This window comes from Marisediminicola sp. UYEF4 (genome assembly GCF_040546025.1).
Classification (GTDB): domain Bacteria; phylum Actinomycetota; class Actinomycetes; order Actinomycetales; family Microbacteriaceae; genus Marisediminicola.
Genome location: NZ_JBEPNA010000014.1, coordinates 1 through 14,489, shown reverse-complemented (window position 1 = coordinate 14,489; position 14,489 = coordinate 1). Strand labels below are relative to the sequence as shown.

Sequence of the window (14,489 nt, the reverse complement as noted above, 5' to 3'; positions counted from 1 at the left end):
CAGCCATGAGTTCGACACCGGATGCGCCCGCCCGCCCCCTCGCGCGCAGCGCACCGGCGGAGGTGCTGCACCGCGTCTTCGGGTACGACGAATTCCGCGGCAACCAAGCCGAGATCATTGACCACGTGTCATCCGGCGGCGACGCGCTCGTGCTCATGCCCACCGGCGGCGGCAAGTCCCTCTGCTACCAGATCCCCGCGCTCGTGCGCCGCGGAACCGGCATCGTCATCTCCCCGCTCATCGCCCTCATGCAGGACCAGGTCGACGCGCTCTCCGCGGTCGGGGTGCGCGCGGCCTACCTCAACTCGACCCAGGCGCCGGATGCCAAGGCGGCCGTCGAGCGCGCCTATCTCGCGGGCGAGCTCGACCTGCTCTATCTCGCGCCGGAGCGACTGCGGGTGCAGTCGACCGCTGCTCTGCTCGACCGGGGCGAGATGGCCCTGTTCGCGATCGACGAGGCGCACTGTGTGTCGCAGTGGGGCCACGACTTCCGCCCCGACTACCTGCAGTTGTCGATGCTGCACGAGCGCTGGCCGAGCGTGCCGCGCATCGCGCTCACCGCGACCGCGACCGAACAGACCCACGCGGAGATCGCCCAGCGCCTGCAGCTCGGCGAGGCGAAGCACTTCGTGGCGAGCTTCGACCGTCCGAACATCCAGTACCGGATCGCGGCGAAGAACTCTCCCCAGCAACAGCTGCTCCAGCTCGTGCGAAGCGAGCATGACGGCGACGCGGGCATCGTCTACTGCCTGTCGCGGGCATCCGTCGAGAAGACCGCGCAGATGCTGGTCGACAACGGAATCCCGGCGCTGCCGTACCACGCGGGTCTCCCTGCGCCGATCCGGGCGGCGAACCAGTCTCGGTTCCTGCGAGAAGACGGCATCATCATGGTCGCGACGATCGCGTTCGGGATGGGCATCGACAAGCCGGATGTGCGGTTCGTCGCCCACCTCGACCTGCCGAAGAGCGTCGAGGGCTACTACCAGGAGACCGGGCGCGCTGGCCGCGACGGGCTGCCGTCGACCGCGTGGCTCGCCTACGGGCTGCAGGACGTCGTGCAGCAGCGCCGGATGATCGCCGACTCGGAGGGCGACAACGCGCACCGACGCAAGCTCTCCGCGCACCTCGACGCGATGCTCGCGCTGTGCGAGACGGTCGAATGCCGCCGAGTGCAGTTGCTCGCCTACTTCGGCGAGACGTCGACCGCGTGCGGCAACTGCGACACCTGCCTGTCGCCGCCCGAGTCGATCGACGGCACCGTCGCCGCCCAGAAGCTTCTGTCGACGGTCGTGCGGCTGCAGCGCGAGCGCAACCAGAAGTTCGGCGCGGGACAACTCATCGACATCCTGCTCGGCAAGCGCACGCCGCGCGTCGAGCAGAACGGCCACGACAACCTGAGCACCTTCGGAATCGGCGGCGAGCTGAGTGAGGCAGAGTGGCGCGGCGTTGTGCGGCAGCTGCTCGCGCAGGGGCTGCTCCAGGTCAACAGCGACGGCTTCGGCACGCTCGTGATCACCGACGACAGCGCCGCGGTGCTCTCCGGAGCGCGCAAGGTCTCGCTGCGCCGCGAGCCCGATCGCCCGGCGAAGAAGGCGTCACGAACGGCGCGCGGGGCATCCGCCGAGCTCCCCGCCGGAGCCGCCCCGCTGTTCGAGAAGTTGCGGGCCTGGCGTGCCGCGGAGGCGAAGGAGCAGGGCGTTCCGGCGTATGTGATCTTCCACGATGCGACTCTCCGCGAGATCGCGACCGGCACCCCCGGCACCCTCGCCGAGCTGGGCACGGTGTCGGGCGTCGGCGAGTCGAAGCTCGAGAAGTACGGGCAGAAGCTCCTCGACGCGATCAGCGCGGCCTGACCGTCGTCTGCGCGGGCGACGCACCATCCACGATTCACGGCGCCGCGATAGTTCGCGCATAGCTGGCCCATAGGGTTCGTCGGCAGTGTCGAGGGAGAACCGGCGCAACGGCGCCGCCCCGACGAAGGAGAACAGCCATGGCCGATAAGGACGACGAGGCACCGGATGCCGGTTGGACCGGCGAGGCCGCACCGACAGCATCCGCTCAGGCCGCAGCGACGGCATCCGCACCGACAGCATCCGCTCCCCCCGCTGCGGCAGACAGGCCGAGCCGAGTCCGCCGCCTGCTCGTGCCCGGCATCGCCCTCGTGGCCGGACTCGCGATCGGCCTCGGCGGGGGAGCGCTGCTCGGATCAGCCCTCGACGGGCCGCGCGGCTTCGACCGAGCGGCCTTCGTCGGTAACTCGGACGGCGATCGTCCCGGTGGCCCCGGCGAGGGGCTTCGCGATATCGGCCCCGGCCACCGAGACGGACTCCGCCACGAACGACGCGACAGCGACGACCCCGGCGACGGCGCGACGGACGACGAGACCGACTAGCACACCGGACGTCGACCCGAATAAGCGTCTCCCGCAGTTGCACCGGCGCGGGAGCGGGTCTAGCGTTGGGCCAACCAAGGGGGGGGGTGGTCATCGTTGATCGGAGCCCGAATGCCGAAGTACCGTGCCGCCCTGCCGCAACTGGATGAGGGCGCGCTGTTCCTCACTGACGCCGGACTCGAGACGACCCTCCTGTTTCGGGAGGGGATCGATCTCCCGCATTTCGCGGCATGCGAGCTGCTGCGCACCGACGAGGGCCGCGACGTGCTGCGGTCCTACTTCAACCGTCACGCCGCCGCCGCCACCCGGCTCGGCCTCGGGTTCGTTCTCGACACCGCGACCTGGCGCGCGAATCCCGACTGGACCGCGCGACTCGGCTACGACGCGCACGAGTTCGAGCGGGTCAATCGCTCGTCCGTGCTGCTCGCCGATAAGGTGCGCCGGGTGTGGGAGACGGATGGCTCCCGGATCGTGATCGCCGCGGTGGTCGGTCCCCGCGCCGACGGCTACGTCATCTCCGAGCGGCAGTCCGCGCAGCAGGCCGCCGACTACCACTCCTGGCAGATCGACCTCTTCGCCGACACGGAGGCCGACTTCATCAGCGCACTCACCATCAACTACAGCGAGGAGGCGATCGGTATCACCCGCGCCGCGCGGGAGGCGGGGATGCCCGTCGCCATCTCGTTCACCGTCGAGACCGACGGCCGGCTCGCGAGTGGCGAGAGCCTCAGCGAGGCTATCTCCGCGGTGGACATCGACTCCGGCTGGTACCCGGCGTATTTCGCGGTCAACTGCGCGCATCCGACGCACCTTGCCGAGGGCATGTGGGACGACGACGTGGTGCGCCGGCGGGTCCGCGGGCTCCGCGCGAACGCATCCAGCAGCAGCCACGCCGAACTCGACAACTCCGACACGCTCGACGACGGCAACCCCGAGGAACTCGGGTGTCAGCTCGGCGACCTGCGGCGAGCCAACCACCAGCTGACGGTGCTCGGCGGATGCTGCGGATGCGACATCCGGCACATCGAAGCTATCGGCCGCTCCGCCGTCGCCTCCGGTTCGAGCGTCGACGTGGCCGCCGACTGACCGAGATTACTCTCAGCGACCGTCCACGCTAAGTTCGTCGTCGTCCCGCTCGAGCTCCCGCTGAGCCAGGCGGGCGAGCTCACGCAGGTAGACCATGTCGACGTCGGACTCCTCGCGCGGCTTCGAGTCGAACACGCAGAGGGCGCCGATGCGCTCGCCGGTGGGCGATTCGATTGGGTATCCGGCGTAGAAGCGGATGAAGGGCTCGCCGGTCACATAGGGCTTGTCGCGGAACCGCGGGTCCTCGCGGGCGTCGCAGACGACCATTCCCTCCCGCGTGCGGATCGTGAAGTCGCAGAACGCGTCTTTGCGCGCAATCTCGGTCATGTCGACTCCGCTGCGCGCCTTGTGCCACTGCCGATCACCGTCGATCACCGTGAACAACGCGCTCGCCGTGCCGAGCGCACGTTGCGCGATCGATACGACCCGGTCGAGTCGCACGTTCGGGCGCGCGTCGAGGGCCATGCGGTCGAGTGCGCGCTGGCGGTTCGCCTCGTGGGCAGGCTCGTCGACGGCGCTCGGGCGGTGCGGATCCCGCGGCACCCGGAGCACGTCGTTCGGGCCGGCCGGGATCACGCGCACGATCTCGTCGGCCCAGTGCGTGTAGGCGGCCGGCTCCCGGTGCCGCTTCGTGTTCACCGCAGTAATCGAGGTGAGCGGCGCGAACGTCGCCCGCTGCGAGCGCGCGCACGCTTGCTCGGTGATCTCGTTCATTGCCGTGGCGTGCTGGTCGGCGACGGTGCCGAGCACCGAATCGAAGGTGGGAATGGACCGGATCGGATGGATGCCCGTCACGACGACCTTCGTGCCGGACGAAGTGGCCTCCTCCACTCCGGCCACGAGCTCGTCGAGCTTCTGCTTCCAGGTGTCGAGCGAGGTCAGCCGCGTGGCGTCATTCACCCCGAGCACCATCACAATCACGTCGTAGCGCCACAGCTGCATCGAGAGCATGGACTGCAGCGCACTCGAGATGCAGAGGTCCGGATCGGCGGCGAGGTCGACATCCGCTCCGCGCCCGGTGCTCGCCGACAGCGCCCGCGCGAACGCCCCCGGGAGCGCGAGGTCGTGAGAGGTGACGCCCCAGCCGATCGCCGGGCCAGCGCCGAAAATGAGGGCGCGCAGGCTGTCCCGTCCCGAGGCGTACGCGCGTGCGGGACCGGACGGGCGCGGAATGTGCCGGAGGGCCCGATCGACGCTCGATCCCCAGACGCTCATCGCCGGGCTGAGCGCGAGGTCCTTGAGCTCCGCGAGCATGCCTCGCGGTGCGCCCGCGCGCGATTCGTCGTCATCCACGAGACCCCCAGTCCCACCGGCCGCAGCGGCTGGTCAGTGAAGCCGACGGTATCAATTTTTTCGCGCGTTCCCGAATCAGAGTCGGCGGTTCCCAGATCACCGCAGCTGGCTGAACGCTTCCACTCGGTCGGGCTGTCCGGCGATCAGGATGATGTCGCCTGGCTCGAGCACTGTGTCGAGCGTCGTGTAGCTCCATCCCGTGCCCGGCCGCTCGAATGCCGTGATGGTGATGCCGTGGTTCGCGCGCACCTTCGTCTCGCCAAGCGGCTTGCCGAGCACCGATGCGGGCGGCGTGGTCTTGACGATCGCGAAGTTCTCGCCGACCTCGATGTAGTCCTGCATCGCACCGCGCACCAGGTGCGCGACCCTCTTTCCCATGTCCTTCTCGGGATAGACCACATGGTGCACGCCCAGCTGGGTGAGGATCTCGCCGTGCTGGTCTGTGACCGCCTTCGCCCACACGGTCGGCACTTTGAGCTTGAGAACGAGCGCGGCGGTGAGGATGCTGGCCTGAAGGTCGCCGCCGATCGCCACGACGACGCGTTCGAACTCCGGCACGCCCAGCTGCTCGAGCGTCTCTGCCTTGGTCGAGTCGGCGCGCACGACGTGCGTGAGCAGCCCATTGTGGCTCTGCACGATGTCTTCGCGGTCGTCGATCCCGAGCACCTCGGTGCCGCTGGCCATCAGCTCGAGCGCGAGCGCGCTGCCGAATCGGCCGAGCCCGATGACAACGACGGCCCCCGCCTCTGCAATTCGGTTGGGGTGGTTGCGGGAGAAGAGCGCGAACTTATCCAATGATGGGCCTCTCTTGCGGGAACTCGTAGGTGATGCGGCGTTTGCGCAGGGCGATCGACGACGCGAAGGTGATCGGACCGAGCCGCCCGATGAACATGAGCAGCACGAGGATCAGCTGGCCGGCCGGCGGCAGGTCGGCCGTGATGCCGGTCGACATTCCGACGGTGCCGAACGCGGAGACCACCTCGAACAGCACCCGGTCGAGGTCGAAGTCGGTCATCAGCAGCAGTGCGGTCGTGGCGGCGACGATGACCGCGACGGCGAGCAGCACGACGGTGATCGCCTCGCGGTGAACGGCCCGCGACAGGCGCTTGCCGAAGACGTTGACGGCGCCGTCGCCGCGGAGCTCGGTGACGATGATGAAGAACAGCACCGCGAAGGTCGTGATCTTGATGCCGCCGGCGGTGCCGGCCGGGCCGCCGCCGATGAGCATGAGGGCGTCCATGCCGAGCCAGCTCGCGGGATCCATCAGCCCCGTGTCGATGGAGTTGAAGCCCGCGGTGCGCGTCTGCACCGAGGTGAAGAAGCCGACGAGGAGTTTGCTCGGCCAGTCGAGGGGGCCGAGCGTCGCCGGGTTGTTCCACTCGATGGCCGTGATGTAGACCCAGCCGGTGACGAGCAGCGCGAGCGTGCCGGCGACGACGATGCGCGTGTTCATGGTCCATTTGAGCGTGCGGCCCAGGTGCTTGCGCAGCTGCATGATGACGGGAAATCCGAGGCCGCCGATGATGATCGCGGCGCAGATCGGCAGGGAGATGAACGGATCGGTCGCGTACTGCACGAAACTGTCACTGAACAGCGCGAAGCCGGCGTTGTTGAACGATGACACGGCGTGGAAGACGCCGAGCCACGCCGCGCGTCCGATCGGTTCGCCGTAGCCGATCGCGAACCGAAGTGTGAGCATCACCGCGACGACCACTTCGACGACGAGGGAGATGCGGATGACGCCCAACACGAGTCCACCGACGTCGTCGAGCCCCATGCTGTGGGCCTCCGCGGCGGTCGTGACCTTGGCGCGCAGCGACATGCGCCGCACAACGGCGAGTCCGATCACCGACGCGAAGGCCATGATGCCGAATCCGCCGATCTGCACGAGGGCGAGGATCACGACCTGCCCGAACGGGGTCCAGTAGGCCGCGGTATCGACGACGATGTGGCCCGTGACGCACACGGCAGACGTGGCGGTGAACAGCGCCTCGAGGAAGCTCGCGCCACCGGGGCCGACGCGCGCGATCGGCAGCATCAGGAGGCCGGTTCCGATGAGGATCGTCGCCGCGAACCCGGCCATCACAATCTGCGCCGGGTGCAGGCGAGGGCGCCTCGTCGAGGCGCGTTCCAGCCGGGGCCGCAATTGCACTCGCCCACACTACGCCCGCCGGTGGGGAGCGCACGCCCCGTTGGCCCGGCACCATCGACTTAGGCTGGGCTGATGCGCACCTACTACCCCGAGATCGAACCGTACGACTCCGGCCTGCTCGACGTGGGCGACGGCCAGAGCCTTTACTGGGAGGCATCCGGCAACCCGGGCGGGAAGCCCGTCGTGTTCCTTCACGGTGGCCCGGGCGGCGCCGTCGGGCCCAAGCACCGCCGCGTGTTCGACCCTGCGAAATACCGCATCATCCTGTTCGACCAGCGCGGATCGGGCCAGAGCGTGCCGCACGCGAGCGAGGCGGGCTACGACCTCGCGGTCCACACAACCTGGCATCTCGTCGCCGACATTGAGCGGCTGCGCGAGCACCTCGGGATCGACCGCTGGCAGGTGTTCGGCGGAAGCTGGGGCAGCACCCTCGCGCTCGCCTACGCCCAGACGCATCCGGTTCGGGTCACCGAGCTCGTGCTGCGCGGCATCTTCACCCTGCGCGAGTCCGAGCTCGACTGGTTCTACGAGGGCCCGGCCGGGCAGATCTTCCCGGATGTCTGGGAGCGCTACGCGGCGCAGGTTCCCGGCGGGCAGCGTGGCGGCTACATCGACGCCTACCACGCGCTGCTGGGCGACCCCGATCCGGCCGTGCACGGGCCCGCCGCGGTGGCCTGGTCGACGTGGGAGGCGAGCGCGATCACCCTGCTGCCGCAACCCGAGACCGTGGCCGTTTTCTCCGACCCCCGGTTCGCGCTGGCGTTCGCGCGCATCGAGAACCACTATTTCGTCAACAAGGGGTGGATGGCCGACGGCCAGCTGATCGCGGGAGCGCGCCTGCTGCGCGACATCCCCGCCGTCATCGTGCAGGGCCGCTACGACATCTGCACCCCGCCCGTCACCGCGTGGGACCTGCACCGGGCCTGGCCGGAGGCCGAGTTCCAGATGATCCCGGATGCGGGGCACTCGTTCGACGAGCCCGGCATCCTGTCGGCGCTGATCGAGGCGACGGACGGCTTCGCCGGGCGCTGACGGGGGTCGCCTCGTCATTATTCAGGAGTTGACCGGCGGGGGCACGGCGGGGGCACTGTCATTATTCAAGAGTTGACCGGCGGCAGGCTGGTCATTATTCAGGAGTTGGGCAAGGAAAGTTGGCTCGAGGCCGCGCGGGAATAGCCAGAATGACGGATGCTGGACAATTTACGGTCGCCCCGGGTTCCAGACTCCTGAATGATGAAAGCCCGGCAGGGCTGAAACTCCTGAATGATGAAAGCCCGGCAGGGCTGAAACTCCTGAATGATGAAAGCGCGGCCCCGCCCCACGGCATCCGCCCGGCGGCAACCCCTTATTGCTGACCGCCTCCGGAGTTACCATTTCGCCAGGAGGTGACGCAGATGCGCGCAAAGGCAGGCGAGCGGATTGTGATCCGCGGCAAGACGGTCGAGTCCCCGGACAGGCACGGCGAGATTCTCGAGGTGCGTGGCAGTGAGGGGTCCGCGCCATACCTCGTGCGATTCGATGACGGACACGAGGCGCTCGTGTTTCCCGGCGGCGACACCATAATCGAGCAGCCGCACACGAGCTGAGCCACTGCCGGGGCTCGCTCGGAAAATCGTCGTCGGCGAGAACGATCGCCGCCGCGCCGACTGTTACGCCCGGGCACCCTGAGCTGGGGTGCGCGGCATCGCGACGACCGCGACGACGGTCGCCGCCGCGGCGATGACGACGGCGAGGAAGACCGCCGACGACGCGGTGGTGATCGTCTCAGCATCCATTCCGGAGCCCCCGGATGCCGCGAAGATGCCGTTCGCGACCGCGCCGAAGATCGCGACGCCGATCGCGCTGCCGATTGAGCGGGAGAACAGGCTCGCGCCGGTCACGACGCCACGCTGGTTCCACTCGACGCTCGACTGGGCGGCGATGAGCGTCGGGGTGGCGACGAGGCCGAGCCCGAGGCCGATGAGGAAGCAGCTCGCCGCGACGGTGACGAGGCTCGGCTCGCCCGCGAAGGCGGCGAGGATGACGGCGCCCGAGACCACGATGACCATTCCGATGACCGCCGTGTTGCGGAACCCGATCCGCAGATAGAAGCGCCCGGAGAGGGATGCCGAGATCGGCCAGCCGATCGTCAGTGCGGCGAGGGCGAGCCCCGCGACGAGCGGCGACACCTCGAGCGACCCCTCGAGGTAGGTGGGCACGTACGAGGTGAGGCCGATCAGGATCGCACCGACGCCGAGCCCGACCAGTGCCGTGGTCAGCAGCAGCCTGCGGGAGAAGACCCAGAGCGGCAGGATCGGCTCGGCGGCGCGCGTCTCGGCCAGCACGAAGCATCCGAGCAGAATCCCGCCGACGACGAAGGCCCCGATGCTCAGCGGGGAATCCCAGGCCCACGATTGTCCGCCCTCGAGGATGCCGAGGATGAGCAGACTGAGCGAGCTGGTGAGCAGCACCGCGCCGAGGTAGTCGACGCGGTGCGCACGTGGCTCGATCTTCTCGTGCAGGGTGCGCAGGATCATCCAGCCCGCGACGATGCAGAGCGGGATGTTGATGAAGAAGATCCAGCGCCACGACAGGAACTCCGAGAACAGCCCGCCGAGCGTCGGGCCGACGACCGACGAAACCGCCCAGACGCTCGCGAGGTAGCCCTGCACCTGCGCCCGCTCGGCGATGCTGTAGATGTCGCCCACGATGGTGATCGCCGTCGGCTGCACGGCGCCGGCGCCGAGGCCCTGCACGGCGCGGAACGCTATGAGGGCCGGCATGCTCCAGGCGAGCCCGCAGAGGATCGAGCCGAGCAAAAACAGGGCGATGCCGAAGATGATGATCGGCCCCCGCCCGACCACGTCGGAGAGCTTTGCATAGATGGGCACCGAGACGGCCTGCGCGAGCAGGTAGATCGAGAACAGCCACGGGAACTGGGCGAACCCGCCGAGGTCGCCGACGATGGAGGTGATCGCGGTCGCGAGGATCGTCGCGTCGATGGCGACGAGTCCGGTCGTCATCATGATGGCGATGAGGATCGGGCCGCGTTCCGATCGGAACCCCACATCGGCTCTGCTCGTCACCGCGTGGTCTCCGTCACTGGCCCATCCTCGTCTGCTTCCCTGTGCTGAAAGCCGCCGAAGACGGACAACATTCCCGAACGCGGGAATTTCGCGACCTGAGGCGCGGATTCAGATGCGAAAGAGGAACTCGTCCGCCCAGAGGGCGCCTGTGATCGCCGTCATCACACCAGTCCCGAGGACCACCACGGGACTGCGGTCTCCGCGTAGGACCGCCACGATGCCGAGCGTGGCCGAGACCACAACGCACGGAATCGTCAGGTACACCGCGTCGCTTGTGCTCACCACGTAGGAACGCTCGAAGAGGGCGATCGCGAGGCCGGTGATGAGGCTCGCGAGCGGGGCGACAAACAGGACAAGGCCCGCGAGGCCGGTGCTCCACCAGCCGAGCCTCGACCGTGGCCGCATCCGATTGCGGATAGTGGTGATGGCCGTCATCGCGTCGCTCCATTCGTCGGTGAATGTGCTGTGGCCTCGGATGCTGTGAGGTGCGGTGCTGGGACTTTCAGTGCTCCGAGGATAGGGGCGGGCAGGGGGCCGGGGGAGGGGTTGTTTTGCTGCCGCCGATAGACCACAAAATCATCTGATTCCCGCGGGAAGAACGGGGCGTTTCACCCCAGATGTGGGGAGGGCGCCGGGGGCCCGCGTACGCCACTATTGGTCAACACTTATTGGGGGGCCAAGTGACTGACGTTCCGACCGCCGTCGTTCCCGCGGGATGGCACGTGGATCCAGCGTCGCCGTCGCGCATGCGCTGGTGGACGGGCGAGGGCTGGTCGGAGCACACGGCCCCGCTGCCGGCTGACGAGGTTGAGGCCGAGCCCGAGCCGGAGCCGGAGCCGGAGCCGGAGCCCAGCTTCGGGTGGCCGCGTCAAGAAAGCAATCGCCCCGCTGTCGTTGTCGCGCGCCGCGTCGAGACCCCCGGGGGTTGGGACATCCTGCCGAGCCGATGGAGCTCGATTTCCGTCTGGATCATCGCGTTCAGCCCATTCGTCGCGTTCGTCGCGGGCGCCGCCGCGCTCGTCCTGATCACCCTCTACGGCTGGACCTGGTGGGTACTCGCCGCGGTCCTGCTGCCCTACCTGGTCGTGATCGTCTTCGCTGTGCGTGACGTGCGCCGCCTCCGCATCTGGGGGCACCACGATGTCGCGCGCGCATCGTGGTCGCTGCTCGGCGCACCGGTCTACCTGATCGCCCGGGCCGTCGTGACCCGCAAGCATGCGGGAATCGGTGCAGCACCCGCCTGGGTGTGGTTCCTGAACGTGCTGATCGTCGCCGCCGGATGCGTGGTGCTCGCGTTCTCGTTCCGCGCCTCGTTTGTGCCCCTGATCACGGGCAACATCGAGGAGTCGATCGCGTGGGAGCTGTCCGTCGGCGGCACCGAGCACACGGTGGAGTGCGAAACGCCGGAACAGATCCTGCCGGGGGCGACGCTCGACTGCGCGGTCACCGATGACACCGGGGCCACCGGCACTCTCGAGGTGCGGATCGACAACGTCACCGACGGGTTCTCCTACTCGGAGCCCGTCATGTCGACGGCCGGGTAGCCCGGAGGCTTCACGAAATCCGACGACTCCACTGACTTGCCGTCGGCCGCGAACGTGAACGTCGCACGCACGAACCGGCCGCCGAGGGCCAACGGCAGCCAGTGCTTCGCGTCGTCCCACATCCGGTCGAGGGGGAGCGCATCGAGCGCGAACCACTCCGGGCGCAGTTCATCCGACTCCATGGGCTCGCCGGAGAACTCCCGGCAGAGGAAAGCCCATGACTTCTGGCTCCACGCCGGGCGGTAGGGAAATGGGTACGTGAGCTCGCCGATGAGGGTGAGTGAGTCGGGGTGCACAGTCACGCCGATCTCTTCCCGTGTCTCGCGCACCGCAGCATCCGTCGGCGTCTCGCCGGCCTCGAGCTTGCCGCCCGGCCCGACGAGGTTACCCAGCCCCAGCCCGGTCTTCTTGCGTCCCAGGAGAATCTCGGGCCCGGCCGCGGTCTCGCGCAGCAGATAGCAGACGCTCACTTCGGGCAGGACCATGGGCGCCAAGCGTAGTTGATGGGCGGTGTCGTGGGTCTCTGTCAGGCTGGAGCGATGACCGACACCCGCGCATCCGCTCTCGAGATTCTGCGCACGCTCGTCGGGCGTGACGACGCGGCCTTCCACGAGGGCCAGTTCGAGGCCATCGAGACCCTTGTCGACGACCGCCGCCGTGCGCTCGTCGTGCAGCGCACCGGCTGGGGCAAGTCGGCGGTGTACTTCGTCGCGACGCTGCTGCTGCGCCAGCAGGGCGCCGGCCCGACAATCCTCGTCTCGCCGCTGCTCGCCCTGATGCGCGACCAGATCGCGGCAGCGGCCCGCGCCGGGGTGCGCGCGGTCGCGATCAACTCGACCAACGCTCACGAGTGGGGCGACGTGCTGCGCCAGCTCGCCGCCGACGAGGTTGACGTGCTGCTCGTCTCGCCGGAGCGGCTCAACAATCCGTCGTTCCGGGAGCAGCAGCTGCCGCAGCTGATCCCGCGGGTCGGCATGCTCGTCGTCGACGAGGCGCACTGCATTTCCGACTGGGGTCATGACTTCCGGCCCGACTACCGGCGCCTGCGCGACCTGATCGCGCAGATGCCCGCCGGGGTGCCCGTGCTCGCGACGACCGCGACCGCCAACAGCCGGGTGGTGCAGGATGTCGCGGAGCAGCTCGGCGCGCTCGCTCCTGGGGCCGCGCACACCGACGTCGTCACGATCCGCGGGCCGCTCGCCCGGGCATCCCTCCGGCTGGGCGTGCTGCGGATGCCGGATGCCAGTGCCCGGCTCGGCTGGCTGCTCAGCCACCTCGACGACCTGCCCGGCAGCGGCATCATCTACACGCTCACCGTCGCCGCCGCCGAAGACACGGCACGGCTGCTGCGCGAGGCCGGCCACGTCGTGCGTGCCTACACCGGCCAGACCGACACGAGCGAGCGGGAGGAGTCCGAGGGGCTACTCAAGGGCAACCAGGTGAAGGCGCTGATCGCCACGAGCGCGCTCGGCATGGGCTTCGACAAACCCGATCTGGGCTTCGTGCTGCACCTCGGTGCGCCGTCCTCGCCCGTCGCCTACTACCAGCAGGTCGGCCGCGCCGGCCGAGCCACCGCGAACGCCGACGTGCTGCTGCTGCCCGGCACCGAGGACGAGGCGATCTGGCAGTACTTCGCCACCGCGTCGATGCCCAACCAGCAGCGCGCCGAAACCGTGATCGACGAGCTCAACGCGAACGGCGGCGCACCCCTCTCGACGCCGGCGCTCGAGGCGCGCGTGAACATCCGGCGCACTCCGCTCGAGTTGCTGCTCAAGGTGCTCGACGTCGACGGCGCGGTCAAACGGGTGCAGGGCGGCTGGATCGCGACCGGCACGCCGTGGACCTACGACCGCGAACGGTACGAGCGCATCGCCGCCGAGCGGATCGCCGAGCAGCAGCACATGATCGAGTACGAGCAGACCGACGGATGCCGCATGGAATACCTCCAGCGCTCGCTCGACGACGACACCGCTGTGCCCTGCGGACGTTGCGACAACTGCGCCGGCGCCTGGTACCCCGTCGACGTGCGGGACGAGCAGGCGGCGAAGGCGGCGTCCTCCCTCGACCGCGTCGGCGTGATCATCGAGCCGCGCGCGCAGTGGCCCACCGGAGCCGACCGCCTCGGCGTGCCGGCGAAGGGCAAGATCGCGCCGGGCGAGCGGATGCTGGATGGCCGCGCCCTCGCCCGCCTCACCGACCTCGGCTGGGGCGGCACCCTGCGCGCGGTGTTCTCCCCGTCGAACATCGACGCTCCGGCCTCCCCGCAGCTCATCGCGGCGTGCATCCGGGTGCTCGGCGAATGGGGCTGGGAGGAGCGGCCCGCGGCGGTCGTCTCGATGCCGTCGCGGTCGCATCCGCTGCTCGTCGAGTCGGTCGCGACGGCGCTCGCCGGAGTCGGCCGGCTGCCCTATCTCGGATCGCTTGACCTCGTTGGCGACGGCCCGGTCGGCGAGCCCGGCGGCAACAGCGCCTACCGGTTGCAGAGCGTCTGGGGCGGTTTCACGGTCGGCGGGGCGCTCGGGTCTGCCTTGTCCGGACTGTCGGGGCCGGTGCTGCTCGTCGACGATCTGGTCGACAGCCGGTGGACGCTCACCGTCGCCGCCAGGGTGCTGCGCCAGGGTGGCGCCGCTGGAGTGCTGCCGTTCGCGCTGGGAGTGCGCGGGTAGAAGTGGTTCTGCTGGGTGGGCAGCTCCCCGTGCGGCATGCGCCGGCTACCACGGCTACCCTCGGCTACCACGGCTACCACGGCTACCACGGCTACCACGGCTACCACGGCTACCACGGCTACCACGGCTACCACGGCTACCACGGCTACCACGGCTACCACGGCTACCACGGCTACCACGGCTACCACGGCTACCACGGCTACCACGGCTACCACGGCTACCACGGCTACCACGGCTACCACGGCTACCACGGCTACCCCGGCTACCACGGCTACCACGGCTACCACGGCT

At 69.0% G+C, this 14,489-nt stretch carries 14 protein-coding genes; 8 read left to right on the top strand and 6 right to left on the bottom strand.

All coding sequences use genetic code 11. The features are described 5' to 3' along the window. The first annotated feature begins 5 nt into the window (after nt 1-5). The 3 genes from recQ to ABIB15_RS12020 all read left to right on the top strand — a co-directional run bounded on the left by recQ (nt 6) and on the right by ABIB15_RS12020 (nt 3,478). On the top strand, nt 6-1,853 hold the full coding sequence (gene recQ, locus ABIB15_RS12030; protein WP_354478814.1) for a DNA helicase RecQ: 1,848 nt from the start codon (nt 6-8) through the stop codon (nt 1,851-1,853). 137 nt (nt 1,854-1,990) lie between these two features. Continuing rightward, a complete protein-coding gene (locus tag ABIB15_RS12025; protein ID WP_354478811.1) occupies nt 1,991-2,392 on the top strand; it encodes a hypothetical protein in 402 nt (133 codons plus the stop codon). A 111-nt stretch (nt 2,393-2,503) separates the two neighbouring features. Then, nucleotides 2,504-3,478 carry a homocysteine S-methyltransferase family protein gene (locus tag ABIB15_RS12020; RefSeq protein ID WP_354478808.1) on the top strand — a complete coding sequence of 325 codons (975 nt, stop codon included), beginning with the start codon at nt 2,504-2,506 and terminating at the stop codon, nt 3,476-3,478. A gap of 12 nt (nt 3,479-3,490) precedes the next feature. On the opposite strand, the gene ABIB15_RS12015 is transcribed toward ABIB15_RS12020, so the two are convergent. From ABIB15_RS12015 to ABIB15_RS12005, 3 genes are all read right to left on the bottom strand, one after another. Next, a complete protein-coding gene (locus ABIB15_RS12015) occupies nt 3,491-4,771 on the bottom strand; it encodes a GDSL-type esterase/lipase family protein (protein ID WP_354478805.1) in 1,281 nt (426 codons plus the stop codon). A 96-nt stretch (nt 4,772-4,867) separates the two neighbouring features. Next, nucleotides 4,868-5,566, bottom strand: a complete 699-nt coding sequence (locus ABIB15_RS12010; protein ID WP_354478803.1) for a potassium channel family protein — start codon at nt 5,564-5,566, stop codon at nt 4,868-4,870. Next, complete coding sequence (locus ABIB15_RS12005; protein WP_354479021.1) at nt 5,559-6,854, bottom strand: TrkH family potassium uptake protein; 1,296 nt, start codon at nt 6,852-6,854, stop codon at nt 5,559-5,561. The genes ABIB15_RS12010 and ABIB15_RS12005 overlap by 8 nt, the downstream gene beginning before the upstream one ends. 141 nt (nt 6,855-6,995) lie before the next feature. Between ABIB15_RS12005 and pip the strand changes: the two genes are divergently transcribed. Next, entirely contained in the window at nt 6,996-7,955 is a 960-nt protein-coding gene (gene pip, locus ABIB15_RS12000) for a prolyl aminopeptidase (RefSeq protein ID WP_354478800.1), read from the top strand. Between the two features lie 362 nt (nt 7,956-8,317). Further along, the gene (locus tag ABIB15_RS11995) at nt 8,318-8,509 is read left to right on the top strand and encodes a DUF1918 domain-containing protein (RefSeq protein ID WP_354478797.1); all 192 of its coding nucleotides are present in this window, start codon (nt 8,318-8,320) and stop codon (nt 8,507-8,509) included. Between the two features lie 63 nt (nt 8,510-8,572). Here ABIB15_RS11995 and ABIB15_RS11990 read toward each other — a convergent pair whose 3' ends face one another. Together ABIB15_RS11990 and ABIB15_RS11985 are read right to left on the bottom strand one after the other, a co-directional pair. Then, the gene (locus ABIB15_RS11990; RefSeq protein ID WP_354479019.1) at nt 8,573-9,928 is read right to left on the bottom strand and encodes an MFS transporter; all 1,356 of its coding nucleotides are present in this window, start codon (nt 9,926-9,928) and stop codon (nt 8,573-8,575) included. Nucleotides 9,929-10,096: 168 nt separating this feature from the next. Continuing rightward, nucleotides 10,097-10,423, bottom strand: a complete 327-nt coding sequence (locus tag ABIB15_RS11985) for a hypothetical protein (protein WP_354478794.1) — start codon at nt 10,421-10,423, stop codon at nt 10,097-10,099. Between the two features lie 245 nt (nt 10,424-10,668). Between ABIB15_RS11985 and ABIB15_RS11980 the strand changes: the two genes are divergently transcribed. Beyond that, nucleotides 10,669-11,532: a DUF2510 domain-containing protein gene (locus ABIB15_RS11980; protein ID WP_354478791.1), complete on the top strand. Its 864-nt coding sequence runs from the start codon at nt 10,669-10,671 to the stop codon at nt 11,530-11,532. On the opposite strand, the gene ABIB15_RS11975 is transcribed toward ABIB15_RS11980, so the two are convergent. Beyond that, the gene (locus ABIB15_RS11975; RefSeq protein WP_354478788.1) at nt 11,499-12,017 is read right to left on the bottom strand and encodes an 8-oxo-dGTP diphosphatase; all 519 of its coding nucleotides are present in this window, start codon (nt 12,015-12,017) and stop codon (nt 11,499-11,501) included. The two genes, ABIB15_RS11980 and ABIB15_RS11975, sit on opposite strands and share 34 nt — an antisense overlap. A 54-nt stretch (nt 12,018-12,071) precedes the next feature. On the opposite strand from ABIB15_RS11975, the gene ABIB15_RS11970 reads away from it, so the two are divergent. Together ABIB15_RS11970 and ABIB15_RS11965 are read left to right on the top strand one after the other, a co-directional pair. Next, nucleotides 12,072-14,198, top strand: a complete 2,127-nt coding sequence (locus ABIB15_RS11970; protein ID WP_354478785.1) for a RecQ family ATP-dependent DNA helicase — start codon at nt 12,072-12,074, stop codon at nt 14,196-14,198. 2 nt (nt 14,199-14,200) lie between these two features. Then, nucleotides 14,201-14,489, top strand: a 289-nt coding sequence (locus ABIB15_RS11965; RefSeq protein WP_354478782.1) for a hypothetical protein, incomplete at its 3' end; no start/stop codon positions are given.

Bases quoted from the DNA above. Each gene is read 5' to 3' on its own strand.
- recQ (WP_354478814.1), top strand. From the start codon at position 6: ATGAGTTCGACACCGGATGCGCCCGCCCGCCCCCTCGCGCGCAGCGCA.
- ABIB15_RS11985 (WP_354478794.1), bottom strand. From the start codon at position 10,423: ATGACGGCCATCACCACTATCCGCAATCGGATGCGGCCACGGTCGAGG.
- ABIB15_RS12025 (WP_354478811.1), top strand. From the start codon at position 1,991: ATGGCCGATAAGGACGACGAGGCACCGGATGCCGGTTGGACCGGCGAG.
- ABIB15_RS11990 (WP_354479019.1), bottom strand. From the start codon at position 9,928: ATGATGACGACCGGACTCGTCGCCATCGACGCGACGATCCTCGCGACC.
- ABIB15_RS11995 (WP_354478797.1), top strand. From the start codon at position 8,318: ATGCGCGCAAAGGCAGGCGAGCGGATTGTGATCCGCGGCAAGACGGTC.
- pip (WP_354478800.1), top strand. From the start codon at position 6,996: ATGCGCACCTACTACCCCGAGATCGAACCGTACGACTCCGGCCTGCTC.
- ABIB15_RS11970 (WP_354478785.1), top strand. From the start codon at position 12,072: ATGACCGACACCCGCGCATCCGCTCTCGAGATTCTGCGCACGCTCGTC.
- ABIB15_RS12020 (WP_354478808.1), top strand. From the start codon at position 2,504: ATGCCGAAGTACCGTGCCGCCCTGCCGCAACTGGATGAGGGCGCGCTG.
- ABIB15_RS11975 (WP_354478788.1), bottom strand. From the start codon at position 12,017: ATGGTCCTGCCCGAAGTGAGCGTCTGCTATCTGCTGCGCGAGACCGCG.
- ABIB15_RS12005 (WP_354479021.1), bottom strand. From the start codon at position 6,854: ATGGCCGGGTTCGCGGCGACGATCCTCATCGGAACCGGCCTCCTGATG.